We start from the raw sequence: 26,965 nt of genomic DNA on the forward strand, positions 1-26,965 counted from the left end.
AGATGAAGAACACATTTATATTAGGCATTATTGCTTTAGTACTGTTTTCTTGTGGAAACGGATTGCCAGAAGTGGCGCCAACACTAAAAACTGAAAAACTACCACACGATAGTGATGATCCAGCAATATGGATAAATCGTGAAAATCCTGAGCAAAGTATTGTCTTTGGAACCGATAAAGATGAGGTAAATGGAGGTGTTTATGCTTTTGATTTAGACGGAAAAATCATAAAAGAAAAAAGCCTTACAGGAGTTAGCTATCCTAATAACGTTGATATAGAATATGGTTTTAAATTGACTGATTCTACTGAAACAGATATTATGATGTTTACTGAAAGAGAGAAAAACCAAATTCGTTTATACTCAGTTCCTGATATGAAACCTTTAGATAATGGAGGTTATAAAGTGTTTACTGATGAAACTAATATAGAAATGAAAAGACCTATGGGAATTTCAATCTATAAAAACCCAAAAACAGGAGAAGTTTCAGCATTTGTAAGCAGAAAAGCAGGACCAACTCAAGGTTATCTTTATCAATATGCTTTGGTAAGTGATTCATTGGGAGTTCATGCTAATTTATTGAGAAAGCTAGGAACTTTTAGCGGGCAAAAAGAAATTGAAGCTATTGCTGTTGACGATGCTTTAGGATATGTGTATTATTCTGATGAAGGTGTTGGAATTAGAAAATACCATGCTGATCCAAAACAAGGAGATAATGAAATAGCATTGTTTGGTAGTGAGTATTTTAAAGATGATATTGAAGGTATTGCTATAGCAACTTACGGTGGAGATAATGGATTTTTGATTGTGTCTAACCAGCAAGATCACAGCTTCAATATTTTTAAAAGAAGTGATAATAGTTTTGTTAAAACGATAAACTTAGGAACGATAGAAACCGATGGTTGCGATGTAGTAACAGAATCCCTTGGTAAAAAATTTCCAAACGGATTGTTTGTATCTATGAATGACCAACAAGATTTTTTCTATCATGCCTTAGATTCTCTAAAGTTAAAATAATCGCTGAGTTATTTTTTTAAATTGATTAAGAGCCCTTTCCTAATTTTTTGGAAAGGGTTTTTTATTATACAATTTCCATCTTCTTCAACAGAAAACTTGCATTCATGTTTTGGCAAACCCCTTTCTTTAATTTGTAGTCAAAAAAGAGTTCGTCGTTTTTAATTTCAGCATCAAAGAAGTAGTTTTTTACAGCTTCTAATTCGGTTTCAATTTCGGTAAGACTTAAATCGTGCGTTGCAATAATTCCTGTTGCTTTTTGGCCAACTAATTTTTCTACAAACTTTCTTGATCCAATAGCTTTATCTGTTGAGTTGGTACCTTTTAAGATTTCATCTAAAATCACAAAATAGTTTTTGTCTTCAGCAATTGTATCTACAATAAATTTTAGTCGTGTAAGCTCACTAAAAAAGTACGAACTATCATCTGTCAACGAATCTGTAGTGCGCATACTTGTAATGAGTTTAATCGGCTTGTATTTGCTTGTTTTAGCACAAATAGGCAAACCAACATTTGCCATAACAATGTGCAACGCAACGGTTCTTAAAAACGTACTCTTGCCTGCCATATTTGCGCCTGTTACAATAAAGAATTGCTCTTGTAATAATTCTAAATCGCTATCAATTCGCTTTTCAGCATTTAATAAAGGATGTCCTAAACTTTCGGCTTTAATTGTAATATTTTCTGAAGTAATTTCAGGATAACTAAAGTCTTGATGATTATACGCATAGTTACCCAAAGTGTTGTATGCATCAAAAAACGTCACCACTTCAAACCAATCCTCAACCTTGTGTGCATACTTGCTAATCCATTGCTCTACGCGATACGTTTGCCTTATATCCCAAAGCAAATATCCATTTCCAAAAATGGCTGAGATAAAGTTATTTCGGTTATCTAAGGCGTCTAAAGCTTTTGAGAATTTTGTAAATATTTGTGAGGCTTTTTCACCTTCAGACTGTATTTTTTGTTGCTGTTGTTGCAATAACTCAGACTGAAATTCTTTCTGTTCAATTTCTTTCAGTAATAAAGCATATTGCCTAAAAGTGTCTTTAGCTTTTTCGGTGTTTTGGGCAACATTATTGATTGATTTTAAAAATCTTCCAGTAATCGCTAAGCCTAAAAGCAACCAATATCCAGCATATTTTATTGGAATAATTTCAGTAAATCCTAAGACCAAAAGTGCTACTGAAGCAACACTAAAACCAATTGTTAACCAATATAATGTTGCGTTTAAAAATGGTTTATAATCCTTTAGCCATTCAATAATAGATTTTGCAGAGTGCTCCACTTTTACACCTTGCGCTACACCAGAATAGTATTGCCTCCATTCGGGCTCATCAGCTAATTCTTTAATCACATTTTGTCGTGCTTCAATATTAGTAATATCGTTTGCCAACAAACAATTAACAAGCGATTGCGTGCCTTCATTTATAGTTGTTCTATTTATGTACTGAAAGAAAGAACCTCTTCCAAACAAATCGATATCTAAACTATAGGCATGAGCAGGATTTTGAAATACTTTTCCATCTGCTCTATCATGAAAATCACCTGAAGCTATTTTGATTTCATCCTCATTAATAGAGGCTAATCGTTTGTGTAGTTCGCGTTTGCTTTTAAGATCTGTATGTCTGGATAGTAAAAACAGAAACACAGCAATGCCAACCACAGCTATAATTACTGCAACTTGCCAGTTTTGATAGGTTAGATAGATACCAAAGCCAGCCAACAAAAATACAGTAAGCCTAAGCACACTGTATAATCCCATTTGTTTATAAATGCGTTTTGATTCTGATTTATGATGCTCTAAATGAGTTCTGTAAAATTTATTTGGGTCTTGCATTTAAATTTTTTATTCAAAATAAAATCCCAAGATATAAATTTACCTTGGGATTTTTTGATTTTATATACGTTTGAAGACTTCGACAAGCTCAGTCTGACAGCTTCAGTTTTAGCCTTTAAAAGCCGCTTTTAAGTATTCGCGATTCATACGCGCAATATTTTCTAAAGAAATACCTTTAGGACATTCAACTTCACAAGCACCTGTATTAGTACAGTTACCAAAGCCTTCTTCGTCCATTTGCTTCACCATGTTTAGTACACGATCAGTGGCTTCAACTTGACCTTGTGGTAATAATGCAAACTGCGATACTTTAGCACCAACAAATAGCATTGCAGACGAGTTTTTACAACTCGCTACACAAGCACCACAACCAATACATGTTGCAGCAGCAAAGGCATCATCTGCATCGTGCTTATTTACAGGAATAGCGTTAGCATCTATCGTATTACCAGAGGTATTTACAGAAATAAATCCTCCTGCATGTTGTACACGATCAAAAGCACTTCTATCTACCACTAAATCCTTAATTACAGGGAAAGCTGTTGCTCTAAATGGCTCTATAGTAATGGTATCACCATCCTTAAACATACGCATATGTAACTGACATGTTGTTACACCACGATCAGGACCATGTGCTTCTCCATTGATATAAAGTGAACACATACCACAAATACCTTCACGACAGTCATGATCGAAAGCTACAGGTTGCTCACCTTGCTCAATAAGTTGTTCGTTTAAAACATCTAACATTTCAAGGAAAGACATATCTGGTGAAATATCACTTACTGGATAATCTACCATTTTTCCTTTATCGCTTGCGTTCTTCTGACGCCAAATTTTTAACGTTAAATTCATAGTCTTTCTTATTTATACGAACGTTGTTTTAATTCAATATCTTTAAATTCCAAGTCTTCTTTATGAAGCACTGCATCTTTAGGTTCTCCTTTGTATTCCCAAGCTGCGACATACGTAAAGTTTTCATCATCACGTTTTGCTTCACCTTTTTGAGGCCCATCTTCTTCAACAGATTCTTCTCTAAAGTGACCTCCACAAGATTCTGTTCTGTGTAAAGCATCTTTAGCAAACAATTCTCCTAACTCTAAAAAGTCTGCTACACGACCTGCTTTTGCAAGTTCTTCGTTGTATTCATCAGCTGTTCCTGGAACTTTTACATCTGCCCAGAACTCTTTACGAAGTGTTGAAATCTCTTCAATAGCTTCTTTTAATCCTTTTTCATTACGAGACATTCCTACTTTGTTCCACATGATTTTTCCTAATTTCTTGTGGAAGTAATCTACAGAATGTGATCCGTTGTTGTTGATTAAACTTGCTATTCTATCTTTTACATTTTTCTCTGCTTCTTCAAACTCTTTAGTGTCTGTAGAAATAGGTCCTGTTCTAATATCATCAGCTAAATAATCTCCAATGGTGTATGGTAATACAAAGTAACCATCAGCTAAACCTTGCATTAATGCCGAAGCACCAAGACGGTTAGCACCATGATCAGAGAAGTTAGCTTCACCAATTGCATATAATCCAGGTACGGTTGTCATTAAGTTATAATCTACCCAAATTCCTCCCATAGTATAGTGTACCGCAGGATAAATCATCATTGGTGTTTCGTATGGATTTTGATCTACGATTTTTTCGTACATCTGGAATAAGTTACCATACTTAACTCTTACAACTTCTTGACCTAATTTTTTAACCAGAGCTGCATCGTTTTCATCTAAACCTTTAATGTGCGCTTGCTCTTTTCCGTAACGTTGAATTGCCGAAGCAAAATCTAAATAAACGGCTTCACCAGTAGCATTTACTCCGTAACCAGCATCGCAACGCTCTTTAGCTGCACGAGAAGCAACATCACGAGGTACAAGGTTACCAAACGCTGGATAACGACGCTCTAGGTAATAATCTCTATCTTCTTCAGCTATTTGTGTTGGTTTTAATTGACCAGCTCTAATAGCTTCTACATCTTTCATGTGTTTTGGTACCCAAATACGACCATCGTTTCTTAAAGATTCAGACATTAACGTAAGTTTAGACTGATGATCTCCAGAAACCGGAATACATGTTGGGTGAATTTGTGTATAACAAGGGTTAGCAAAGTAAGCACCACGTTTGTGAGCTTTCCAAGCTGCAGTAACATTACTTCCCATCGCATTAGTTGATAAGAAGAATACGTTACCATAACCACCTGTTCCTAAAACAACAGCGTGTGCTGAATGTCTTTCTATTTCTCCTGTAATTAAGTTACGTGTTATAATTCCACGTGCTTTACCATCTACGATAACAACATCTAGCATTTCGTGACGGTTGTACATTTTTATTTTTCCACGACCAATTTGGCGGTTCATAGCAGAGTAAGCACCTAATAATAACTGCTGACCTGTTTGACCTGCTGCATAAAACGTACGCGATACTAATACACCACCAAAAGAACGGTTGTCTAAAAGTCCGCCATATTCACGTGCAAAAGGCACACCTTGCGCCACACATTGGTCAATAATATTTGCTGAAACCTCAGCCAAACGGTATACGTTTGCTTCACGAGAACGGTAATCACCACCTTTTACAGTATCGTAAAATAATCGGTATGTAGAATCACCATCTCCTTGATAGTTTTTTGCTGCATTAATACCACCTTGAGCCGCAATAGAGTGCGCACGTCTTGGTGAATCTTGAAAGCAAAATGCTTTTACATTGTAGCCTAATTCTGCTAAAGTTGCAGCAGCAGAGCCTCCTGCTAATCCTGTACCAACAACAATAACATCAATAAGACGCTTGTTTGCTGGGTTAACAAGATTGATATGATTTTTATAATTTGTCCATTTGTCTGCAATTGGACCTTGAGGTATTTTAGAATCTAAAGCCATATTAGATATTTTAATGTCCTGTTAAATGATGAAACAATGCAATAAAGATGAATCCTGCCGGAATGCCTATTGCATAAATTTTACTAAATGTTTTCAATCCTTTTGTGTACTTGTTGTTAGCACCAACCGATTGAAATGCCGAATTAAAACCATGCAGTAAGTGCAATGCTAAAAACACAAATGCTACTACATAAGCTCCAACACGAAGTGGACTATGGAATTTTTCTACTAATTCGTGAAAGTATCTGAACTCACCATTGTGCATACCAGACATATCACCAACAATATATTTTGTATTAATCTCTGGAATCCAGAAATCAATAAAGTGAAGCACTATAAAAGCTAAAATTGCTAAACCACTCCAAATCATGTTACGGCTCATCCAAGATGAATTTGCAGCTCCATTGTTTTTAGCGTAGCTTATTTGTCTTGCTTTGTTGTTTTTAATTTCTAGTACAAAACCCATCACAAAGTGAAAGATTACGCCAAAAATTAATACAGGTTGCAATAAATACTGTACAGCCCAAAACGTTCCCATAAAATGAGAAGCTTCGTTAAATGCGTCTGCACTAAAAACTGAAAGAATATTAATTGCAAAATGCTGTAATAAGAAAATCATAAGGAAGAATGCCGAAAGTGCCATGGCAAATTTTCTTCCAATCGAAGAATTTAGAATTCCGCTCATTGTTGAAGTTTAATTTTTATCCCAACAAAGATAAGCTACATTGCTGTTTTAGACAAAGCTCAAACGTTATAATTGTGTATTTAGAATGATTTTAAACAGAAATTAATTTGAAACTATAGGAATTAATCCACGAAGTCCCATATCAACCACTTGCTCTCCAGCACTTGGTTCGTATTTTCCGTCAGCGTTAACTTCGGTCCATTCAAAACTGTTGTTTATTGAAAATGATAATGTTACTACAATATCTTGGGTTTCATTTCCTGTTATGGTAAATCCATTTTCAAACTCACCAGTAACCACACAAGACCCTTGAGGTATAGGTGATGAGTCAAATAATGGGTTTGGAACTGTTGTAGCACCTTCTGGAGCTTGCCCTTGGGTAACAAACCCTTCGGCTTCAAAAGCCCAAAAACCTTGTAATTTATTTCCGTTTACGTCTATGGTTTCACCATTCAAATCAAAAGATGTGATGTAGGTATTGTAGCCTACAAAACTACCTAAGGTACCAGTATAATCTGTACCATTTAATAGAAAATCAATTTCTCCTTCTTGGTAAGCTAATGAAACACGAACCCACTCATAGGTTCCTGCTGTGACATCACTTAGAGGGATAGTTAAAAAAGTTTCATTGTCACCAGCAAACTGAGCATTTTGGAAGTTAATCGCATTGTTTCCTCCAGCAGTTGTTTCGTCTCCTGAAAAAATAACTTCACCATCACCAAGCGCTGTAAATGCTCCAGGAGCCAATTCAATATAGTTGGCACTCATACGGTTTACGTTTGGCGACTGTGCAGCATTTCCTGATGGAATAGTTGCTGGTTCTCCAATATTGTTTAATCGTTCTTGGTTTGGGTCAAATTTTAGTTTTATGACTAAATTAGGGTTGTTTGCTTGTTGGTTGTCATCATTATCTTCACTGCACGCAAACAAGAGCAAACACATTAAACAAGTAAAAAGATTTAGAGTTTTCATAAGATTTGAGTTTTCTTTATAACTAGAATATATGCTAAATATTATAGTTAATTCTAACAGTTCTGTCAATAAACTTTGTTTGCTCTTTTTTTGATGCTATTACATGGTTTATATTATCAACAAATGTTATTAGTTCTCTTTTTTTATTAAAAACACCATAGTCTATGAGGTTTTGATTGTTTGAGGCGATAAAAAACACAACATATCCAAACCCTGTTTCTAGATTATAACTTGGTAAACCTAGATTGTTAAAAGAACTTACTTTTTCATATATAAAATCTTTATAGTTTTTAAGTATTTTTTCCATGCTATTTAACTTCAAAAGATTGTTTTTCGTTTCCAACTTGAACAGTATAAGTTCCTTTTGGTAAATAGTACTTTCCGTTTTCAGATTTGTTAATGTCTAAGCTAGAGTTTTCTTTTTCTAATGCTTTTTTGCCTTTTTCAGTTATAGTTAAATCGTAGCTAGCGTAATTGAATCCTTTACTTGAAGTGACTTTAATAGTATTTAATTCAGAATTATTTTCTGATACAATTTTTATGTTCTTAGGTTCAGATGAGTTTGAATAAAATGCAATTTCAATTTCAGGTTCAAAAGTATCGTACCATTGTCCCCAAGAACTTCCCCAACGCGAAGAGTGTCTTACATCGTTTACATCAAATAAGGTAATAGCATTGGTTTGCATTTTAGAGTTCATTTGCTGTAAATGCGCAATATTGGTTTTATAGATGCTACGACCATGCGTTCCTAATAGTAAATCATTTGCTTCAGGTTGAATTACAATATCATGAACAGCAACATTAGGTAAGCCATTACTAAACGCTTCCCATGAGTTTCCCATATCAAAAGATACATAGACTCCATTATCGGTTCCTAAGTACAGGATGTTTTCGTTTTTAGGATCTTCTTTAATAACGTTTACTGGAGAAGCAGGAATGTTTGAACCAATGTTTTTCCAGGTTTTTCCATAATCGTCACTCATATAGGCATACACTTTAAAATCGTCCCAACGATAACCATTCAACGTAGCGTAAACACGTTCTTTTTTGTGTTGCGAAGCAATAACACGACTTACCCATAGGTCTTTAGGGAATGTACTTGATATGTTTTGCCAACTTCCGCCAGCATTTTTAGTGATTTGCACTAGGCCATCATCACTACCTGTGTAAATTAGTCCGAATTGAAAAGGTGACTCGCTAATAGTTGTTAAGGTTCCGTAGGCAACATTTCCTTTTTTTCCACCATTGGTTAAATCACCACTTATGGCTTGCCAATCGGTTCCTTGATTCATGGAGCGCATTAACTTGTTTCCTCCTAAATACAAGATGTCTTGATTGTGAGGTGATAGTAAAATAGGCGTTTGCCAGTTAAAACGATAAGGGTTTTCTCCTAATTCGTGTTTTGGTTGAATATAAGCTTGGTCGTTAGTTTCCAGATTCAATCTAAAATAGTTTCCAAATTGATAACCAGTGTAAACGATGTTGTGGTTTCTACTGTCAATTTGTACTTGCATACCATCTCCTCCCATGATGCTTTTCCATGGATATTGACCACTTTGATGCCAACTTTTATCTTCTCTTGCAGTATGAGACCCAACCCAAACACCATTGTCTTGCAATCCTCCATAAACGTTGTAAGGACTTGCATTATCTACATTGATAGTGTAAAACTGACCTACTGAATTTACATTGAGTTTTTCCCAACTTTCACCATCGTCATAGCTCATGTTTAAACCACCATCATTACCATTAATTAAATGACCAGATTTTTTAGGGTTTACCCAAAGTGCTTGGTGATCGCTATGAACGTTTTCTGCACTAATAGATTTAAAAGTTGCTCCACCATCTTTTGATTTTAAAATTGGTACACCTAAAATGTAAATACCATTTACATCTTGAGGGTCAACACGTATTTCTCCAAAATAATAACCATAACTATAGTATAAATCGTCAATATAATCTTTGTGAGTTTTTTTCCAAGTTGCTCCACCATCTTCACTTTTGTAGACTTCAGCTCCAACAACAGGAGTGTCAAATAACATGGAGTTAGCATCTTCAAGATATCTTGCTAAGTCAATTGGTTTTACAGTACCACTGCTTACCAGTTGCTTTACGTTTTGTGCTCTATATTTTTCTTGAAAACCGTTGGTTTTTAAATACTCGTTTAGCTTTTTGTCGTCAAGTTTTAAAAACGCATCAGTGGTCATGGTTTTAAAATCGTCTTTTGAAAGCGTGTTTGAAGTTTCTTTTTTACCTTCAGAAGCTCTTCGGAATTGACTGTCATGCAATGCATAAATAACATTGTCGTTAAACACAGCTAAACCAATTCTACCTACTCCAGTTCCTGTTGGAAAACCGCTTTTCTCAGTTGAAATTTTAGTCCAGGTTTCACCAGCATCAGTACTTTTATATATTGCAGAATTATTTCCGCTTCCATCAAAATTCCAAGCTTTTCTGTCTTTTGTCCACGACGCAGCATACATGATATTGAAGTTGTTGGGAACATGTTGCACATCAATAATTCCACTCATATCGTCAACAAATAATTTTTGTGACCATGTATTTCCACCATCAGTAGTTTTGTAAATTCCGCGTTCTTGATTAGGAGAGTATAAATGTCCTGTAACACCAATAATAACTTCGTTAGGATTATTAGGGTTTATAAGAATTCGCCCTATATGATGAGAATCTTTTAAACCTACATTGGTCCAGTTTTTACCATTGTCAGTCGATTTTAAAATTCCAATTCCAGCATAAGATGAACGAGAGCTATTATTTTCTCCTGTACCAACCCATATGGTTTTGTTGTTCCAGTCTACTGCAATATCTCCAACGTTTTGTGTGTTTGCGTTATCTAGAATTGGTGTAAAGGTTGAACCGTTGTTTGTTGTATGCCAAACACCTCCTGAGGCATAAGCCACATAAAACTCGGTAGGGTCATTAGGGTTGACATCAACATCAGTAACACGACCACTCATTACAGTAGGTCCAATATTTTCAAAAGCGATGTTTTTAACTAAAGAGTTTTGAGTTAATTTGTTTTTTTGTTGAAGTGCTTTTTCAACAACATCAGCATTGGTTGAAGGTTGTTGGCTAAAGCTAAAAAGAGAAAAAAGGGTTGTACTTAAGAAGAGCGTGTTTTTAAATTTCATGATGTTGGTTTTCTAGGAATGAAAATTAACGATAATACTGCTAGTTGCAAAATTTGGATTAAAAGTTTAACAGAATATCATAACATGCTTGGGCTTGCGTTTTTGTTTGCTTATTTTTGAAAAAAAAGAAACGTTATTGTCTAGTTGAACTTGTCGAATCTAAAGCTTTAATCTAATAGAAAAATAGTTAGATAAACTCAGCGTGACAGATAACTAAATATTAATAAGATTCCCATTTTCAAGGGAATAAAAAAATAAATTTTTCTTATGAAATACTACCCAATAGATAGTAAACTTTTTATAAAAAACCGTAAAAATTTTATGTCACAAATGAAACCAAGTAGTTTGGCGGTTTTTAATAGTAACGACATCTACCCAGTAAGTGCAGATAGCACGATGCCTTTTGAGCAGCATAGAGACATTTTTTATTTAAGCGGAGTAGACCAAGAAGAAAGCATTTTAGTGCTTTTCCCTGATTGTCCCAATCCTAAACATCGTGAAATGTTATTCTTAAAAGAAACCAACGCGCATATTGCAGTTTGGGAAGGCGAAAAACTAACTAAAGAAGCCGCTTTTACTACTAGCGGAATCAAAACTGTGTATTGGTTACAAGACTTAGAAAAAATTATGTTTGAAGTCATGACGCAATGCGATACGGTTTACATAAATACTAATGAACATTACAGAGCCAATGTAGAAACTGAAACACGCGAAGACCGTTTTACTAAATGGCTTAAAGATAAATATCCTGCACATTCGGTAGCTAAGAGTAATCCTATTTTACAGCGTTTACGCTCAGTAAAAGACCCAATAGAAATTGAACTCATGCAACAGGCTTGTAATATTACCGAAAAAGCCTTCAGAAGAGTATTAGGGTTTGTAAAACCTGGTGTTTGGGAGTTTGAGATTGAAGCAGAAATGATGCACGAATTCTTAAGAAATCGTTCTAAAGGTTTTGCTTATACTCCAATTATCGCTTCAGGTAATAATGCCAATGTGTTACACTATATTGAAAACAACCAACAGTGTAAAGATGGTGATTTAATTTTGTTTGATACTGCTGCTGAGTATGCTAATTATTCAAGCGATTTAAGTAGAACCATTCCTGTAAACGGAAAGTACACCGAACGCCAAAAAGCGGTTTACAATGCAGTGTTGCGTGTTAAAAATGAGGCAACTAAACTATTGGTTCCAGGAACTATTTGGGCAGACTACCATGTGGAAGTTGGTAAACTTATGACCTCTGAATTATTGGGTCTTGGACTATTGGATAAAGCTGATGTACAAAACGAAAACCCAGATTGGCCAGCGTACAAAAAGTACTTTATGCACGGTACAAGTCACCATATTGGTTTAGATACGCACGATTATGGTTTGCTGCACGAACCAATGCAAGCCAACATGGTATTTACTGTAGAGCCTGGTATTTATATTCCAGATGAAGGTTTTGGTATTCGTTTAGAGGATGATGTAGTGATACAAGAACAAGGTGAACCTTTTAACTTAATGGCGAACATTCCAATTGAAGCCGACGAGATTGAGGAGTTGATGAATTCTTAATTTTATTTTTGTTATTTCTAAAACAAATATTAAATTTTGTTTATTATTCTGGAATGAGCCTTGTTAGGAAAATCAAAAAAGACATATAATTAATTAAAATGGCAGTAACTTACAAGTTAGAAAGAGAATTTTTATTACTATTAGAAGAACCTCAATTGAGGTTATTTGAAAGTGAATTCAAAATAAAGAAAGATGAGTTTCTAGGAATTAAATATGAAAAGCGTGGTTACACAGTAAATGATAAAATTGAGTTGATAATTGATAGTAAGATTCAAACTATTGGATTCTTTTCTGGTGCTGGTGGTTTAGACGTAGGTTCTCAATTGGCAGGAAGTAAGGTAATTTCAAGTTTAGACTTTGATAGAGATAGTGTAGCAACAATGAAGAGAAACAAATACTTTTCACATTCAACACATTTTCATAAAGACATCAAAGAAATGAGTGCTTTAGACTATTCTAAAATAATTAAAGAGAATAATCCTGAAAAACTAATTCTAGTTGGAGGTCCTCCTTGCCAACCCTTTTCTAAAGCAGGATATTGGGTAACCCACAAAAACAGACTTGGAAGCGAAGACCCAAGAAATATGATTGGACAGTATTTAAGAATGATTCAAGAACTAAATCCTGATGGTTTTATTCTTGAAAATGTTGAGAGTTTACTTCATCCAAAAAACAGACAAGCTGTCCAAGAATTAGAAGAAGCAATTGATAAATTGGGATATAAGTTTATAATATATAGAGCTAACGCTCTCGACTTTGGTGTACCTCAAAAAAGAAAAAGGGTATTTTTTATAGCTTCAAAAAATGGCATTGTTGGAGAACCAACTAAAACACACGGTTCAGAGAAAGAATTACTTTTAAATAAAGATTTAAAACCTTATGAACGAGTAATCGATTGGATTGGAAAATTTGATGATGATGAATATTTTGAACCTGAAGAAAGTACAGTAGGAAAAACTTATGATGAAGAATTAAAACAGATTCCACCTGGTAAAAATTACTTTGCATTAACAGAAAGAGACGGACATCCAAATCCTAAATTTGAAGCAAATAAAAGATTTTGGAGTTTTCTATTAAAACTACATCCTAATCTACCCTCTTGGACTATTGCTGCACAACCAGGACCTTGGGTTGGACCTTTTCATTGGAATAACAGAAGGTTAAGGGTTCCCGAAATTGCAGCATTACAAACCTTTCCGGAAGATTATCATTTTGTTGGAACAAGACGTTCAATACAAAAGCAGATCGGTAACGCAGTTCCTTCTTTATTGGGTGAGGCTATTGTTAAACACTTAATTTCAAACATATGAAAAAACCTAAAATTGTAAGTATATTTTCGGGTGTAGGCGGTGTTGACTTTGGTTTTGAAAAAGCTGGTTTTAAAACAGTATTTGCGTCTGATATTTGGGATAGAGCGTGTGAATCATTAAAGGTAAACTTCAATGATTGCGAAGTAGTTTGTGATGATATTGTAAACATTGACTTTAAAGAAATAAAAGCAAAACATAAAGAAATTGATGGTTTGGTTGGTGGTCCACCTTGTCCGCCTTTTTCTAAATCTAGATTTTATAGAACCGAAAAAGATAGAGGAATTGATGATATTGACGGTTTTACAACCGTTTCTAATTATTTCCGTGCAGTTGAAGAGTTAGAACCTAAGTTCTTTTTCTTCGAAAATGTACACGGATTTGTTTTTAAACCTCACAAAGCAGCTCTTGAATTGGTAGAAGAAGAAAGCGAAAGATTAGGCTATAAAATATTCCATAAAGTTATTAATGCTGCAGATTTTGGAGTTGCTCAAACAAGACAAAGATTTATCTGTATTGGAGTAAAAAAGGAATTAGAGGATTTCGAATACCCTAATCCAACTCATTCTAACCCAGAAAAACCAATAAAAGATACACTTCCTTGGGTAACTTGTGGAGACATTTTGAATGATATAGATTTTGATTTACCTGAAGATGATAAAATGCAAGCAGGTTCAAAACACAAAGACCTTTTAAAATTAGTGCCACCAGGCGATAATTATTTATTTTTTACTGAAGAAAGAGGTCATCCGAATCCAATTTTTAAATGGCGTTCACGCTATTGGTCATTTTTACTGAAATTATCCCCAGATAGACCATCTTGGACAATTCAAGCAAGTCACTCTAACAATATGGGACCATTCCACTGGAAAAATAGATTCTTAAGAATTCAAGAAATTAAGCGTATTCAATCATTTGAGGATGAACATATTTTTTTAGGCAATTATAGAGAGCAATGGAGACAAGTTGGTAATGCTGTTCCTCCAAAACTTGCCAATGTATTTGCCGAACAACTATTACTACAATATTTTAATAATTATGAGTGTAAGAGACACAATAATTCTAGACAGAAAAGACCTGAGGTATCTTCTTATTGATAGTTTAAGACTTTACTCGGACAACGTTGCATTTATTGATGGGAACAATCCTTACAGATTTTCAATAAATAAGAAAACATATTACGTTTTAATTAAAAACGTTCACGAATCTGGTGATGGTAGAGGAAATCAAGATGAATGCCGAATCCAAGTTGCGAAATCACAAAATTTCAATGCAGCATTAAATTCAGGAAATGACGTTATTGTTTTGGGATATTTTGCTGACGAAAAAGTTTTTACGGCTTGGAATCCTTTTATGATGAGAGATAGGTTCAACCAAAGACAAACAATCTCATTATATTCAAGATTTTCAGTTCAAAAACTTGCTAAAATTCAAAAAATCGCAGCTTACCGAGACAATAATGGACAATCTGTAATTAGCTTTATTCCTGACTATTTAGGTTTATATCTAGAGAACTTGAATTCAATTCATTTACTTTCGGATTTAGAACTAAAAAATCTTGTAGAACAATCTGACAATCTTAACAATCAAAATGCAGATGGTGAATTTGATACTTCAGAAGGTGTTCTTACAATTACACACGCTAGACAAAAAAGAGACCCAAATTTCAGAATTAAAGTTTATGATGCCTACAATAACAAGTGTGCAATGTGCGGAATTGGTTTAGAGTTAATTGAAGCAGCTCATATCGTACCACACTCGCACGAATTAGGTACAGATGAAATTGACAACGGAATAAGTCTTTGTGCTTTACATCATACAGCTTATGACCGTTCATTAATATATTTTGATGAAAAATTAGATATTCTAATTAACGAAAGTAAAATGGAATATCTTGAGAAAGTTGGACTTGACTCTGGAATTAGAAAATTTGAAAAACTTGCCTTTGATAAAATTCAAATACCCGAAAATCATACACTTCGACCGAACATTGGAAATATAAAAATAGCGAATCAAACTAGAGGAATATTTGAAAATTAAACTCCCACACCTTTCCCCTCCAAAACATAACGCTGTAGCTTTTTTAAAGTTTCTACTTTGTCGCTAGTGTTTACCAATAGCGAAATATTATTATTACTTCCTCCATAGGCAATCATACGCACATTAACGTCTTGTAATATCTGGAACAGTTTAGGTGTATCAGGATGAAACACAATGTTGTTACCAACTAAACAAACAATAGTTCTGTAGTCGTCAATTTCAACTGAGGCAAATTTTTGTAATTCTTCTGAGATGTGTTGTAGGTGAGAGGTGTCGTCAATAGTTAACGACACTGCAATTTCAGACGTGGTAATCATATCAATTGAAGTTTCATATTTTTCAAAAACCTCAAAGACTTTCTTCAAAAATCCGTGAGCTAACAACATACGAGCCGATTTAATCTTTATAGCAGTAATGCCATCTTTAGCTGCTATGGCTTTTATACCTTCACCATGAATAGTATTTGTGATTAAAGTACCATGAGCTTGTGGAGCCATAGTGTTTTTTAAACGCAACGGAATGTTTTGCTCTCTAATTGGCATAACCGTTTGCGGATGCAATATTTTAGCACCAAAATAAGCTAATTCGGCAGCTTCGTCAAATGACAAGTTTGAGATGGCTTGCGTGTCTTCAACATAACGTGGGTCGTTATTATGAAAACCGTCAATATCTGTCCAAATTTGTACTTCTGTAGCATTAATTGCAGCTCCAATAATAGTTGCAGTATAATCGCTTCCACCACGTTGTAGGTTGGCAACTTCACCTTCAGAATCCAAACAAATAAAACCTTGTGTAATGTAAATGTCTGCTTGTGGTAATTGCTCAATACAACGAGTTAAGTTTTGTTTGATGTAAAAATTATCTGGTTCATGGCTTTTATCGATACGCATAAAATCGAGTGCTGAAATCAATTGTGCATTAATACCTTCCTGTTGTAAAAATCTACTGAATAAAAGGGTAGATAAAAGCTCGCCTTGAGATACAATTCTGTTATACAATAACTCAGTATGAGTTTCTTTAGCCCAAAGACACAAAGATTTAAAAACTGATTGAACATAAGCTTGGGCTTCATTATGCAATTGCGAATCTTGTAGTAAACTATTAACGACATCCACATATTTTAAGCGTAAATTCTCAATAAGTTGAGGTGTTAGGTTGACGTTATTGTGTTTTATAGCTTCAGAAATCGCCACAAGCGCATTAGTTGTTCCAGACATTGCTGAAAGCACTACAATCTTTCTGTTGCCATCATTAATGATGTTTTTTACGTTGGTCATATTTTCAATAGACCCAACTGATGTTCCGCCAAATTTTAAAACTTGCATAGTCTTGTTCAATTAATTTTGAAGCAAAGCTATATTCAAAAGAGTTTAAACACATGAAATTTAAAAAATTAAACTAAATTTGCACACACTGTTAAATAATTAACAAAATGAAAACTATTGCAGCTTGTGTTGAAGAGCTTTTAGTAGCGCAACCTTTTTTAGAAGAAGCCTTATCTAGAAATATAATTAACTATTCTGCATTGGCAGAAGAATTGGCAGATCCTGTAAGTGAAATGCTTAGAAAGCCTGTAAAAACAGGAGCGATAATGATGGCGTTAAGACGTTATAGTCCACCAAAAGATCTAGGAAATTCACCACGATTAAAACGTGTTATAGAAAGTTTGGGAGACATTACTGTGAGGTCTAATTTAAGTGATTTTACATTTCAAAATTCTAAAACACTTATACTAAGTCATTCTAAGGTTTTGCAACATATTGATGCGCAAAGTAATGTGTTTTATGCGTTTACTAGAGGAATTCTAGAGAGTAATATTATCATTTCGAGTTCACAAAATGCTTATATAAAAGAAAGTTTTAAAGATGAAACCTTGCTAGGTTTAAAAGAACATCTTTCAGCAATAAGCATTAGTCTTCCTGAGAACAATTCAAAAGTTACTGGATTGTACTACCAGATTTTTAAGCGATTAGCTTGGGAAGGTATCGCATTGTACGAAGTTGTATCGACTACCAACGAGTTTACGGTTTTGGTTGAAGACGAAGTGGTTGACAAAGCCTTTTCGGTAATCAAACGTCTAAAAAGTTAGTCGTACATCTTTTTAAGGTCGTTTTCAAACAGTGTAAACTCATCGTTGTAAAAAGCTTTAAAATTTTCTTCGCTTACTTGTCCAGGAAATGGTGCATAGTAATGTGTAGGACTGTTTTCGTCGTTTCTCCACACAAGTACATAAGACAGCTCTAAGTCGTTCGTTTTTAAAAGCTTTAGTAAGGTGTCTGTCCACCAAGTAGTGTTAGGAATAGATTCTAATCCTGTTTCGGTAAAAGCAGCAAGTTTGTGTTTCTCTTTAGCATAGTCAGAAACAATTTTTAGCTTTTTGGCAGCAGTTTCTATATCATATCTGTCACGACCTAAATCGGCATAGTTATCCATTCCAACCATATCTACCCATTCATCACCAGGATAACGTTCTAAAAATTCTTCTTCGGTAGTAAATCTGTTATCAGGAGAAAAGGCATAAATAAAATTATGAACACCCAATTCGTCCCTCAAGTAACTAACGGTAAATTGCCATAAACTAATAAATTCTTCTTTTGAGCAATAAGGTTTTCCCCACCAAAACCAATCGCCATCAAACTCATGGAAAGGTCTAAAAATAACAGGAACCGATTTTCCATCAGCTCCTTTCAGGTTGTTTGCCCAATACCCAATTCTTTTAAGGATATTTTTATACTCATGATGTGCTTCACCACCAGGAATAATATATTTTACAGCAGGTTTTGAGATAGAATCCTTCCAATAAAAACCACCTCCAGAAACAGGATTATTAAAATGCCATGCAATTGTGGTAATGCCTCCTCTATTGTAAGTGTCTTCTACATTTTTTTTCAATTCATGCATTACTTGTTGTGTTCTACGTTCGCTAATCCCTGAAAAATTTATAAAATCAACACCTATAACTGCAGGATGAGAACCCACAACAGATTTTACATCACTTCGGTTCTTGTCACCTTTCCAGCCATGACCATATTCAGTAGCATGTTGGTGTCCAAAGAGAATGTGTTTTTTAGAAGTTTCTTTTAAATTATTAAAAAGATTTATGGTTTCGGCAGTAGCATTTTTATCTATTAAATGATTGGTCGAGGTTTTTGAACAACTAAACATTAATAAGGATAAAAGAACAAATAGCGAAAGTGATTTCATAATAAATAAGGTATAGGTTCAAAATTAAAGGTTTTAAGTATTCTCCCATAACACTATCTTTGCATTTCTTTATAGAATAATGACAATAAAATATAAGAACATAAATTTATACTTTACTGATGAAGGTAAAGGCGAAGCAGTAGTCTTGTTACATGGTTTTTTAGAAAACTCTAGTATGTGGACTAATTTAGCTCAAGAGATTTCCAAAAACCATAGAGTTGTAACCATAGATTTACTGGGTCATGGACAAACAGATAGTATCGGTTATATCCATACTATGGAAATGATGGCTGAAGCAGTAAAAGCTGTATTAGAACATTTGCAGATTGAACAAGCAAATTTTATTGGCCATTCAATGGGTGGATATGTTGCTTTAGCTTATGCAGAAAACTACACTAGTGATGTTACAGGTTTGTGTTTAATGAATTCTACCGCTCAAGAAGATAGTGGCGAACGTAAGTTAAACAGAGACAGAGCTATAAAGGCAGTTAAACAAAATCATAGAGCGTTTGTGAGTATGTCTGTTGCCAATTTGTTTGCTCCCGAAAATCGAGAAGCGTTAAAAGAAGCAATTGATTTTGTTAAAGAACAAGCTTTGGAGACTTCGCTTCAAGGTGTTGTTGCAGCATTAGAAGGCATGAAAACGCGTAAAGATAGAACAAGTTTTTTTAAAACACTTCCTATAAACAAAATGCTTATAGTTGGACGTAAAGATCCTGTTTTAGAGTTTAATACAACGGTATCTCATGTTGAACATTCTGATGTAAAAATTGTTGAATTTCCTGATGGACACATGAGTCATATCGAAAACACGAAAGAATTAACTTACAATATTTTGCATTTTATCGAAAATTAGAGCTTTTAAACAGTTTTTATTTTGTTTTTTTCTAAGTTAACAGTCCCAAATCTCGATAACATGAAAAAAACTACAACTAACCCAGCCTCTAAACTTGTTTGTGATATAGTTGGTCACAAATATGAAGTATCAAAAAAAGTAACTTCACATGTAAAAGAATATACGTGTAAACGCTGTAAAAAGCAACTTACCACGAATAGCAACGGAAATTTAACTGAGCTTACGCCTAAGTACAAAGAAATCAATACTATCCTTGAAGAGATTTACACAAGAAGGATGATACGTTTAAAGTCAAAAACACTCAGTTCATCGATATATTAACAATTGCTTGTAAGTTTTTACTTGATTTTCATATATTTAGAAATCCTCTAAAGTAATAACTAAAATAGCAAGTCAAGTGAAAAATCTCTACTGTTCTTTATTTGGTCATGAGTACAAAGTAGCTAAAAAAATTACGTATCATGTAAAAGAATACAAGTGCAAAAACTGTAATGCACAAACGACCATTAATGGTAAAGGAGAAATGATTCCTTTAACACCAAAATACAAAGAAATAAATTCGGTTTTAGAGCGTATACACAACCGAAGAGTTCACAACAAAAAACAAAAAGCGCTTATTCCTGATTATTAAGAGCGTTCCAACCCTTAGCAACTATTGGAATTTTAGCTTCTGCTCTAGTTACCAAATGCATTCCGCTGCTTTTTTCTGTAATAAATCCTATAACACTCAAATTTGGGTTTGCTTTAATTTTAGGATAATCGTCTTGAGAAACCGTCATTAAAAGTTCATAATCTTCTCCACCATTTAAAGCTACAGTTGTACTGTCTATATCAAACTCTTCGCAAGTTGAAATTACTTGAGGGTCTAAAGGTATTTTGTTTTCATACAATTCAACACCAACATCGCTGTGTTTGCACAAATGAATAATTTCAGAAGACAAACCATCGCTTATATCAATCATAGATGTAGGTTTTACTTCCAAGTCTTTTAGAAGTTTTACTATATCTTTTCTAGCTTCAGGTTTTAATTGACGTTCAATAATGTACGTGTACATGTCAAGGTCTGGTTGGTTTTGAGGGTTCACTTTAAACACTTCTTTTTCGCGTTCTAAAATTTGTAAACCCATGTATGCACCACCTAAATCACCAGTAACAACAAGTAAGTCGTTAGGTTTTGCTCCTGATCTATAAACCACATCATCAGCTGCAACTTCCCCAACAGCAGTAACCGAAATAATTAAACCAGTAGTTGAAGAGGTGGTGTCACCACCAATAACGTCAACACCATAAACGGCAGCAGCAGTTTGAATACCACTATACAGCTCTTCAAGCGCTTCAACAGGGAAGCGATTAGAAACAGCAATAGAAACCGTAATTTGTGTTGCATTGGCATTCATAGCATACACATCAGAAAGGTTGACCATTACACTCTTGTAGCCTAAATGTTTTAAAGGCATGTAGCTAAGATCAAAATGAACATTTTCAACTAGCATATCGGTTGTAAGTACAATTTGTTTAGACTTAAAGTCTAGCACAGCAGCATCATCACCAATACCTTTAATGGTTGATTTATGTTTAACCTCAAAGTGTTTTGTTAAATGATCTATAAGTCCAAATTCTCCTAATTCTGAAAGTGGAGTACGTTGTTGGTTTTTATCTTCTATCATGCTGCAAATTTAAAGATTATGAAGTAAATACTTATGCCATTTTATAAAATAATGAGCAAGCAGCTGTGTTATCTGTTTAGCTTATGCAACTATTTGCTAATATAATGTTAGGTTGTATGGTAAAACCCTTCTTATATTGTATATTTGCAGTCAATTTAGACGTAATTAAAACAATTATGATTAAAGTATCAGATACAGCTAAAAAGAAAGTTGTAGAGTTAATGATCGAAGATGGTTTCAACTCAGCAACAGACTTTGTTCGTGTAGGTGTTAAAAGTGGAGGTTGTTCTGGTTTATCATACGATTTAAAGTTTGATAAAGCTCAGAATGAAGAAGACAAGGTTTTCGAAGATAATGGTGTAAGAATAATTGTTGATAAAAAAAGCTTTTTATACCTTATAGGAACAACTCTTGAGTATTCAGGAGGTTTAAACGGAAGCGGATTTGTATTTAACAACCCAAATGCTAATAGAACATGTGGTTGTGGTGAATCATTTTCACTGTAATTTTTTGAAGCGAGATAACTAATGAGTAAGTATACCGAAGACGATTTAAGAGAAGAGTTAAAAACCAAGGAATATGAGTACGGATTTTATACAGATATAGAGTCTGATACCTTTCCTGTAGGTTTAAACGAAGATGTTGTTCGTGCTATTTCTAAAAAGAAAGAAGAACCAGAGTGGATGACTGAATGGCGTTTAGAAGCCTTTAGAGTTTGGGAACAAATGGTTGAACCAGAATGGGCAAATGTAAACTACGAAAAACCAGATTTTCAAGCCATATCTTATTATTCAGCACCTAACAAAAAGCCTAAATACGAAAGCTTAGATGAGGTTGATCCTGAATTATTAGAAACGTTCAATAAGCTTGGGATTTCTTTGGATGAGCAAAAGAAACTTGCAGGAGTAGCAATGGATGTTGTTGTTGACTCAGTTTCTGTTGCAACAACCTTCAAAAAAACATTAGCAGAAAAAGGTATTATTTTCTGCTCAATTTCAGAAGCAATTAAAGAACATCCAGAACTTGTAAAAAAACACATAGGAACGGTTGTTCCAAAAACCGATAATTTTTACGCAGCATTAAACAGTGCAGTATTTAGTGATGGGTCGTTTTGTTACATTCCTAAAGGTGTACGTTGCCCAATGGAATTATCAACCTATTTCAGAATTAACCAAGCAGGAACAGGACAATTTGAAAGAACACTTGTGGTTGCAGACGAAGGTAGCTATGTAAGTTACCTAGAAGGTTGTACAGCTCCAAGTAGAGATGAAAACCAATTGCATGCAGCAGTTGTTGAGCTTATTGCTATGGAAGATGCTGAGATAAAGTATTCAACAGTTCAAAACTGGTTCCCAGGAAATGCCGAAGGTAAAGGAGGCGTTTTCAATTTTGTAACCAAACGTGGATTGTGTGAGAAAAACTCAAAAATCTCTTGGACGCAAGTTGAAACAGGAAGTGCTGTTACTTGGAAATATCCAAGCTGTGTGTTAAAAGGAGATAACTCAGTAGGTGAGTTTTACTCTATTGCTGTAACTAATAATTTTCAGCAAGCAGATACAGGAACTAAAATGATTCACTTAGGAAAAAATACTAAGTCAACCATTATTTCCAAAGGTATTTCAGCAGGAAAATCTCAAAACTCTTACAGAGGTTTAGTTCAAATCAGTTCTCGTGCAGACAATGCTCGTAATTTTTCACAGTGTGATAGTTTGCTAATGGGTAATGAGTGTGGAGCGCACACATTCCCATATATTGAAGCTAAAAATAAATCGGCTCAAATAGAGCACGAAGCAACAACCAGTAAAATTGGTGAAGACCAGATATTTTACTGTAACCAACGTGGTATCGATACCGAAAAAGCAATCGCCTTAATCGTAAACGGTTTTAGCAAAGAAGTATTAAACAAGTTGCCAATGGAGTTTGCTGTTGAAGCGCAAAAGTTATTAGAAATAAGTCTAGAAGGCTCAGTTGGATAAACACTAAAAACAAACAGATGAAAAAAATCTTTTTAGCACTTTTAGTATCTGCAGTATTGTTTTCATGTAAAAACGATTCTAAGAACGATACAAGTTCTACCGAAACAACTACCGAAAATGTTGATGGTAAAACAGCAAAGCAAAATGATGGATTGACACTTGTGGTTGGGGAGTTTGTATACTATGCTGATGCTGCTGTTATTCAAACCAATACTACAGTGTATGGAGTTGTTATCGATAAAAAAATGCATGAGCTAAACGATGTGGCTCAACAATACAAAAAAGAAGCTACAGATTATGTGACTGTTGAGGTTAGAGGAAAAATAATTCCGAAACCACAAAATGAAGAAGGTTGGGATTACAGAGTCGAGATTAAAGAAATACTAAAAGTTTCTGCTTCTAAAGCAGATGAGAATAACGTTATAAAATTAGGAACAAAATAAGATATGTTAAAGATAGATAACTTACACGCAAGTGTTGAGGACAAAGCAATACTAAAAGGAATTAACCTAGAGGTTAAAGCAGGAGAGGTACATGCTATTATGGGACCAAATGGTTCAGGTAAAAGTACTTTGGCATCAGTAATTGCAGGAAGAGAAGACTATGAAGTTGAAGAAGGTGAAATCATTCTTGAAGGTGAAAATATCGATGAGCTAGCTGCTGAAGAGCGTGCACATAAAGGTATTTTCCTATCCTTTCAATATCCTGTTGAAATACCAGGTGTTTCGGTTACCAATTTTATGAAAACAGCCATCAACGAAACACGTAAAGCAAAAGGACTTGAAGAAATGCCAGCTAATGAAATGCTGAAATTAATTCGTGAAAAGTCTGAGCTTTTAGAAATTGACCGTAAGTTCTTATCACGTTCATTAAACGAAGGTTTTTCAGGTGGAGAGAAAAAGCGTAATGAAATTTTCCAAATGGCAATGTTAGAACCTAAATTGGCTATTTTGGATGAAACTGATTCCGGTTTAGATATTGATGCTCTTCGTATTGTTGCAAATGGAGTAAATAAGTTAAAGAGTAAAGACAATGCTGTAATTGTTATTACGCATTACCAACGTTTATTGGACTATATCGTTCCAGATTATGTGCATGTTTTACATAACGGACGAATAGTAAAATCAGGACCAAAAGAATTAGCTCACGAGCTAGAAGAAAAAGGTTACGATTGGATTAAAGAAGAAGTTGGCGCATAAATGCCAGTAATCAGTTAACAGTAAGTGGTAGTTGATATCACAAACTGAAACTGCAAACTGTAAAAAATGGAATTAAAAGATAAATTAGTCTCATCGTTTTTTGCTTTTGAAGATCATTTAGAAGATGCTTCTCCAATTCATGATATAAGAAACGAAGCTATAAAAACATTTGAGCAAAAAGGATTTCCTACTAAAAAAGAAGAAGCTTGGAAATATACTTCTCTTAATAGTGTTTTAAAACACGATTACAGCCTTTTCCCAAAGACTGAAAATGCTATTGAGTATAAAGATATCAAGCCTTACCTAATCCACGATATTGATAGTTATAAAATTATTTTTATAGATGGTAAGTATTCTTCACACTTGTCTCAAACCACACACGATGGTATTGACGTTTGTTTAATGTCTGCTGCTTTGGCTAAGCCTAAATACAGATTAGTTATTGAAAACTATTTTAATAAAGCTGCAACAAAAGACAGTTTACCATCACTAAACACAGCATTTTCTAGTGAAGGTGCATACATTCATATTCCTAAGAATAAGTTGGTTGAAAAACCAATTCAAATCGTGCATTTTTCAACAGGAAATGAAGCCGCTTTAATGTTGCAACCACGTAACTTAATTGTTGTTGACGAAAATTCTCATGTGCAAATCATAGAACGTCATCAAAGTCTTACAGATAATCCTGTGTTGACCAATTCTGTAACTGAAATTTTTGCTAACAAGCGTGCTATTGCTGACTATTATAAAATACAAAACGATAATCAAAACGCTTCATTAATTGATAATACGTTTATCAAGCAAAAGCAAGAAAGTCATGTGTCTGTACATACGTTTTCATTTGGAGGAAAACTAACAAGAAACAATCTTAATTTCTACCAAAATGGCGAGCGTATAGATTCTACTTTAAAAGGCATCACAATTATTGGAGATAAGCAGCATGTAGATCATAATACTTTAGTACATCATATAGAACCAAATTGCGAAAGTCATCAAGATTACAAAGGTATTTTTGGAGATAGTGCTACAGGTGTGTTTAACGGTCAAGTTGTTGTTGAAAAAGAAGCACAAAAAACCAATGCTTACCAGTCTAATAACAATATTTTAGTTAGTGACAAAGCAACCATCAACTCTAAACCTCAATTGGAGATTTTTGCTGATGATGTAAAATGTTCACATGGTTGTACTATTGGTCAGTTAGACGAAAGTGCTATGTTTTATATGCGTTCAAGAGGAATACCAGAAAAAGAAGCTAGAGCGCTTTTAATGTATGCATTTAGTAACAATGTATTGAATTCGGTAAAAATCCCAGAAATAAAACAACGCATTACTAAGCTTATCGCTAAAAAATTAGGCGTTAATATTGGGTTTGATTTATAACGGTTTATGTCTTTAAATGTAGCTGACATACGAAAAGACTTTCCAATACTTTCAAGAAAAGTCAATGGCAAACCATTAGTGTATTTTGATAACGCTGCAACTTCGCAAACACCACAACAGGTAATTGATTGTATTGTTGATTATTACAGTGGATATAATGCTAATATACACAGAGGTGTTCATACACTAAGTCAGGAAGCAACTGACAAATACGAAGAAGCTAGACTGAAAATACAAGCGCATTTTAATGCCAAAACATCTCACGAGATTATTTTCACTTCTGGTACTACGCATGGTATTAATTTAGTAGCTAATGGGTTTTCATCACTATTAAAAAAAGGTGACGAAATTATTGTTTCTGCCTTGGAACACCACAGTAATATTGTACCTTGGCAAATGCTGTGTGAGCGCTCAGGAGCAACGCTAAAAGTCATTCCAATGAACCAAGATGGTGAGTTGGTTATGTCAGAATTTGACAAGCTATTATCTCAAAACACCAAATTGGTATTTGTTAATCATATTTCAAATGCTTTAGGAACCATTAATCCTATTGAAACTATCATTAAAAAAGCGCATCAAGTAGATGCAGCAGTTTTAGTTGATGGAGCTCAAGCGTGTCCACATATTAAACCAGATGTTCAGGCTTTAGACGTTGATTTTTATGTCGCTTCAGCGCATAAAATGTGTGGTCCAACAGGAGTTGGTATACTTTACGGAAAAGAAAAATGGTTAAACCTGTTGCCTCCATATCAAGGTGGAGGCGAAATGATTGCTGAAGTTACTTTTGAAAAAACAACTTATGCCGATTTACCTCACAAATTCGAAGCAGGAACACCAAATATTTGTGGAGGCATTGCTTTTGGAGCTGCAATTGATTATATGAATGCAATAGGTTTTGATGCTATTGCAAATTACGAGCATGAGCTACTTGAGTATGCTACAGAAAAGTTACTAGCTATCGATGGACTTAAAATTTACGGAACTTCTAAGCACAAAACATCAGTTGTTTCTTTTAATTTAGAAGGAATTCACCCTTATGATGTAGGAACCATTCTTGATAAATTAGGTATCGCTGTTCGTACAGGTCATCATTGTGCACAACCTATAATGGATTTCTACAAAATTCCTGGTACTGTTAGAGCTTCATTTGCATTTTATAATACTAAAGAAGAGATTGATGCTTTAGTAGAAGGTGTCAAAAAAGCACAAAAGATGTTGTCTTAACAACTTTGGCTTCT

25 protein-coding genes are annotated in these 26,965 nt (G+C 34.4%); 15 read left to right on the top strand and 10 right to left on the bottom strand.

Going from position 1 to position 26,965, the window contains the following annotated elements:
• Positions 1-2: 2 nt before the first annotated feature.
• The gene (locus tag OD803_RS11825) at positions 3-1,016 is read left to right on the top strand and encodes a phytase (protein ID WP_262733552.1); all 1,014 of its coding nucleotides are present in this window, start codon (positions 3-5) and stop codon (positions 1,014-1,016) included.
• Between the two features lie 64 nt (positions 1,017-1,080).
• Here the strand turns inward: OD803_RS11825 and OD803_RS11830 are convergent, their stop codons facing one another.
• The 7 genes from OD803_RS11830 to OD803_RS11860 form a co-directional block, all read right to left on the bottom strand.
• A complete protein-coding gene (locus OD803_RS11830) occupies positions 1,081-2,853 on the bottom strand; it encodes a MutS-related protein (RefSeq protein ID WP_262733553.1) in 1,773 nt (590 codons plus the stop codon).
• 108 nt (positions 2,854-2,961) lie between these two features.
• Complete coding sequence (locus OD803_RS11835) at positions 2,962-3,708, bottom strand: succinate dehydrogenase/fumarate reductase iron-sulfur subunit (protein WP_129759902.1); 747 nt, start codon at positions 3,706-3,708, stop codon at positions 2,962-2,964.
• Positions 3,709-3,716: 8 nt separating this feature from the next.
• Positions 3,717-5,729: a fumarate reductase/succinate dehydrogenase flavoprotein subunit gene (locus OD803_RS11840; protein ID WP_134198258.1), complete on the bottom strand. Its 2,013-nt coding sequence runs from the start codon at positions 5,727-5,729 to the stop codon at positions 3,717-3,719.
• A 10-nt stretch (positions 5,730-5,739) separates the two neighbouring features.
• Positions 5,740-6,414, bottom strand: a complete 675-nt coding sequence (locus OD803_RS11845) for a succinate dehydrogenase cytochrome b subunit (protein ID WP_134198257.1) — start codon at positions 6,412-6,414, stop codon at positions 5,740-5,742.
• 102 nt (positions 6,415-6,516) lie between these two features.
• Complete coding sequence (locus OD803_RS11850) at positions 6,517-7,386, bottom strand: hypothetical protein (RefSeq protein WP_262733554.1); 870 nt, start codon at positions 7,384-7,386, stop codon at positions 6,517-6,519.
• A 34-nt stretch (positions 7,387-7,420) separates the two neighbouring features.
• Positions 7,421-7,693, bottom strand: a complete 273-nt coding sequence (locus tag OD803_RS11855; protein WP_262733555.1) for a hypothetical protein — start codon at positions 7,691-7,693, stop codon at positions 7,421-7,423.
• A gap of 1 nt (position 7,694) precedes the next feature.
• Entirely contained in the window at positions 7,695-10,538 is a 2,844-nt protein-coding gene (locus OD803_RS11860; protein ID WP_262733556.1) for a sialidase family protein, read from the bottom strand.
• A gap of 267 nt (positions 10,539-10,805) precedes the next feature.
• Between OD803_RS11860 and OD803_RS11865 the strand changes: the two genes are divergently transcribed.
• The 4 genes from OD803_RS11865 to OD803_RS11880 all read left to right on the top strand — a co-directional run bounded on the left by OD803_RS11865 (position 10,806) and on the right by OD803_RS11880 (position 15,445).
• Positions 10,806-12,098 carry an aminopeptidase P family protein gene (locus tag OD803_RS11865; protein ID WP_262733557.1) on the top strand — a complete coding sequence of 431 codons (1,293 nt, stop codon included), beginning with the start codon at positions 10,806-10,808 and terminating at the stop codon, positions 12,096-12,098.
• Positions 12,099-12,196: 98 nt separating this feature from the next.
• Positions 12,197-13,408, top strand: coding sequence for a DNA cytosine methyltransferase (locus tag OD803_RS11870; RefSeq protein ID WP_262733558.1), 1,212 nt, complete (start codon positions 12,197-12,199; stop codon positions 13,406-13,408).
• Positions 13,405-14,502: a DNA cytosine methyltransferase gene (locus tag OD803_RS11875; protein WP_262733559.1), complete on the top strand. Its 1,098-nt coding sequence runs from the start codon at positions 13,405-13,407 to the stop codon at positions 14,500-14,502. Before OD803_RS11870 ends, OD803_RS11875 begins: the two co-directional genes overlap by 4 nt.
• Positions 14,444-15,445: an HNH endonuclease gene (locus tag OD803_RS11880; RefSeq protein ID WP_262733560.1), complete on the top strand. Its 1,002-nt coding sequence runs from the start codon at positions 14,444-14,446 to the stop codon at positions 15,443-15,445. The genes OD803_RS11875 and OD803_RS11880 overlap by 59 nt, the downstream gene beginning before the upstream one ends.
• Here the strand turns inward: OD803_RS11880 and OD803_RS11885 are convergent.
• Complete coding sequence (locus OD803_RS11885; RefSeq protein ID WP_262733561.1) at positions 15,442-16,770, bottom strand: aspartate kinase; 1,329 nt, start codon at positions 16,768-16,770, stop codon at positions 15,442-15,444. The two genes, OD803_RS11880 and OD803_RS11885, sit on opposite strands and share 4 nt — an antisense overlap.
• A 107-nt stretch (positions 16,771-16,877) precedes the next feature.
• Between OD803_RS11885 and OD803_RS11890 the strand changes: the two genes are divergently transcribed.
• Complete coding sequence (locus OD803_RS11890) at positions 16,878-17,534, top strand: hypothetical protein (RefSeq protein WP_134198243.1); 657 nt, start codon at positions 16,878-16,880, stop codon at positions 17,532-17,534.
• On the opposite strand, the gene OD803_RS11895 is transcribed toward OD803_RS11890, so the two are convergent.
• Positions 17,531-18,649, bottom strand: coding sequence for a glycoside hydrolase family 26 protein (locus tag OD803_RS11895; protein WP_262733562.1), 1,119 nt, complete (start codon positions 18,647-18,649; stop codon positions 17,531-17,533). The two genes, OD803_RS11890 and OD803_RS11895, sit on opposite strands and share 4 nt — an antisense overlap.
• Before the next feature lie 79 nt (positions 18,650-18,728).
• Between OD803_RS11895 and OD803_RS11900 the strand changes: the two genes are divergently transcribed.
• From OD803_RS11900 to OD803_RS11910, 3 genes are all read left to right on the top strand, one after another.
• Positions 18,729-19,505, top strand: coding sequence for an alpha/beta fold hydrolase (locus OD803_RS11900; RefSeq protein WP_262733563.1), 777 nt, complete (start codon positions 18,729-18,731; stop codon positions 19,503-19,505).
• A gap of 60 nt (positions 19,506-19,565) precedes the next feature.
• Positions 19,566-19,826: a DUF1660 family phage protein gene (locus OD803_RS11905; RefSeq protein WP_134198240.1), complete on the top strand. Its 261-nt coding sequence runs from the start codon at positions 19,566-19,568 to the stop codon at positions 19,824-19,826.
• A 76-nt stretch (positions 19,827-19,902) separates the two neighbouring features.
• The gene (locus OD803_RS11910; protein ID WP_262733564.1) at positions 19,903-20,136 is read left to right on the top strand and encodes a hypothetical protein; all 234 of its coding nucleotides are present in this window, start codon (positions 19,903-19,905) and stop codon (positions 20,134-20,136) included.
• Here the strand turns inward: OD803_RS11910 and thiL are convergent.
• Positions 20,120-21,172 carry a thiamine-phosphate kinase gene (gene thiL / locus OD803_RS11915; protein ID WP_262733565.1) on the bottom strand — a complete coding sequence of 351 codons (1,053 nt, stop codon included), beginning with the start codon at positions 21,170-21,172 and terminating at the stop codon, positions 20,120-20,122. The two genes, OD803_RS11910 and thiL, sit on opposite strands and share 17 nt — an antisense overlap.
• A 176-nt stretch (positions 21,173-21,348) precedes the next feature.
• On the opposite strand from thiL, the gene OD803_RS11920 reads away from it, so the two are divergent.
• The 6 genes from OD803_RS11920 (at position 21,349) to OD803_RS11945 (ending at position 26,951) form a co-directional block, all read left to right on the top strand.
• Positions 21,349-21,678: a HesB/IscA family protein gene (locus OD803_RS11920; RefSeq protein ID WP_262733566.1), complete on the top strand. Its 330-nt coding sequence runs from the start codon at positions 21,349-21,351 to the stop codon at positions 21,676-21,678.
• Positions 21,679-21,699: 21 nt separating this feature from the next.
• Positions 21,700-23,148 carry a Fe-S cluster assembly protein SufB gene (gene sufB, locus OD803_RS11925; RefSeq protein WP_262733567.1) on the top strand — a complete coding sequence of 483 codons (1,449 nt, stop codon included), beginning with the start codon at positions 21,700-21,702 and terminating at the stop codon, positions 23,146-23,148.
• A 17-nt stretch (positions 23,149-23,165) separates the two neighbouring features.
• Complete coding sequence (locus OD803_RS11930) at positions 23,166-23,591, top strand: hypothetical protein (protein ID WP_262733568.1); 426 nt, start codon at positions 23,166-23,168, stop codon at positions 23,589-23,591.
• Positions 23,592-23,594: 3 nt separating this feature from the next.
• A complete protein-coding gene (sufC, locus tag OD803_RS11935; protein WP_129759926.1) occupies positions 23,595-24,347 on the top strand; it encodes a Fe-S cluster assembly ATPase SufC in 753 nt (250 codons plus the stop codon).
• A gap of 66 nt (positions 24,348-24,413) precedes the next feature.
• Positions 24,414-25,727, top strand: a complete 1,314-nt coding sequence (sufD, locus tag OD803_RS11940; protein WP_134198237.1) for a Fe-S cluster assembly protein SufD — start codon at positions 24,414-24,416, stop codon at positions 25,725-25,727.
• Positions 25,728-25,733: 6 nt separating this feature from the next.
• Positions 25,734-26,951 carry an aminotransferase class V-fold PLP-dependent enzyme gene (locus OD803_RS11945; RefSeq protein ID WP_262733569.1) on the top strand — a complete coding sequence of 406 codons (1,218 nt, stop codon included), beginning with the start codon at positions 25,734-25,736 and terminating at the stop codon, positions 26,949-26,951.
• Positions 26,952-26,965 lie beyond the last annotated feature (14 nt).

Origin of the sequence: Gaetbulibacter sp. NE, assembly GCF_025548475.1 — a bacterium.
Taxonomy (GTDB): domain Bacteria; phylum Bacteroidota; class Bacteroidia; order Flavobacteriales; family Flavobacteriaceae; genus Gaetbulibacter_B; species Gaetbulibacter_B jejuensis.

Bases quoted from the DNA above. Each gene is read 5' to 3' on its own strand.
- OD803_RS11825 (WP_262733552.1), top strand. From the start codon at position 3: ATGAAGAACACATTTATATTAGGCATTATTGCTTTAGTACTGTTTTCT.
- OD803_RS11830 (WP_262733553.1), bottom strand. From the start codon at position 2,853: ATGCAAGACCCAAATAAATTTTACAGAACTCATTTAGAGCATCATAAA.
- OD803_RS11835 (WP_129759902.1), bottom strand. From the start codon at position 3,708: ATGAATTTAACGTTAAAAATTTGGCGTCAGAAGAACGCAAGCGATAAA.
- OD803_RS11840 (WP_134198258.1), bottom strand. From the start codon at position 5,729: ATGGCTTTAGATTCTAAAATACCTCAAGGTCCAATTGCAGACAAATGG.
- OD803_RS11845 (WP_134198257.1), bottom strand. From the start codon at position 6,414: ATGAGCGGAATTCTAAATTCTTCGATTGGAAGAAAATTTGCCATGGCA.
- OD803_RS11850 (WP_262733554.1), bottom strand. From the start codon at position 7,386: ATGAAAACTCTAAATCTTTTTACTTGTTTAATGTGTTTGCTCTTGTTT.
- OD803_RS11855 (WP_262733555.1), bottom strand. From the start codon at position 7,693: ATGGAAAAAATACTTAAAAACTATAAAGATTTTATATATGAAAAAGTA.
- OD803_RS11860 (WP_262733556.1), bottom strand. From the start codon at position 10,538: ATGAAATTTAAAAACACGCTCTTCTTAAGTACAACCCTTTTTTCTCTT.
- OD803_RS11865 (WP_262733557.1), top strand. From the start codon at position 10,806: ATGAAATACTACCCAATAGATAGTAAACTTTTTATAAAAAACCGTAAA.
- OD803_RS11870 (WP_262733558.1), top strand. From the start codon at position 12,197: ATGGCAGTAACTTACAAGTTAGAAAGAGAATTTTTATTACTATTAGAA.
- OD803_RS11875 (WP_262733559.1), top strand. From the start codon at position 13,405: ATGAAAAAACCTAAAATTGTAAGTATATTTTCGGGTGTAGGCGGTGTT.
- OD803_RS11880 (WP_262733560.1), top strand. From the start codon at position 14,444: ATGAGTGTAAGAGACACAATAATTCTAGACAGAAAAGACCTGAGGTAT.
- OD803_RS11885 (WP_262733561.1), bottom strand. From the start codon at position 16,770: ATGCAAGTTTTAAAATTTGGCGGAACATCAGTTGGGTCTATTGAAAAT.
- OD803_RS11890 (WP_134198243.1), top strand. From the start codon at position 16,878: ATGAAAACTATTGCAGCTTGTGTTGAAGAGCTTTTAGTAGCGCAACCT.
- OD803_RS11895 (WP_262733562.1), bottom strand. From the start codon at position 18,649: ATGAAATCACTTTCGCTATTTGTTCTTTTATCCTTATTAATGTTTAGT.
- OD803_RS11900 (WP_262733563.1), top strand. From the start codon at position 18,729: ATGACAATAAAATATAAGAACATAAATTTATACTTTACTGATGAAGGT.
- OD803_RS11905 (WP_134198240.1), top strand. From the start codon at position 19,566: ATGAAAAAAACTACAACTAACCCAGCCTCTAAACTTGTTTGTGATATA.
- thiL (WP_262733565.1), bottom strand. From the start codon at position 21,172: ATGATAGAAGATAAAAACCAACAACGTACTCCACTTTCAGAATTAGGA.
- OD803_RS11920 (WP_262733566.1), top strand. From the start codon at position 21,349: ATGATTAAAGTATCAGATACAGCTAAAAAGAAAGTTGTAGAGTTAATG.
- sufB (WP_262733567.1), top strand. From the start codon at position 21,700: ATGAGTAAGTATACCGAAGACGATTTAAGAGAAGAGTTAAAAACCAAG.
- OD803_RS11930 (WP_262733568.1), top strand. From the start codon at position 23,166: ATGAAAAAAATCTTTTTAGCACTTTTAGTATCTGCAGTATTGTTTTCA.
- sufC (WP_129759926.1), top strand. From the start codon at position 23,595: ATGTTAAAGATAGATAACTTACACGCAAGTGTTGAGGACAAAGCAATA.
- sufD (WP_134198237.1), top strand. From the start codon at position 24,414: ATGGAATTAAAAGATAAATTAGTCTCATCGTTTTTTGCTTTTGAAGAT.
- OD803_RS11945 (WP_262733569.1), top strand. From the start codon at position 25,734: ATGTCTTTAAATGTAGCTGACATACGAAAAGACTTTCCAATACTTTCA.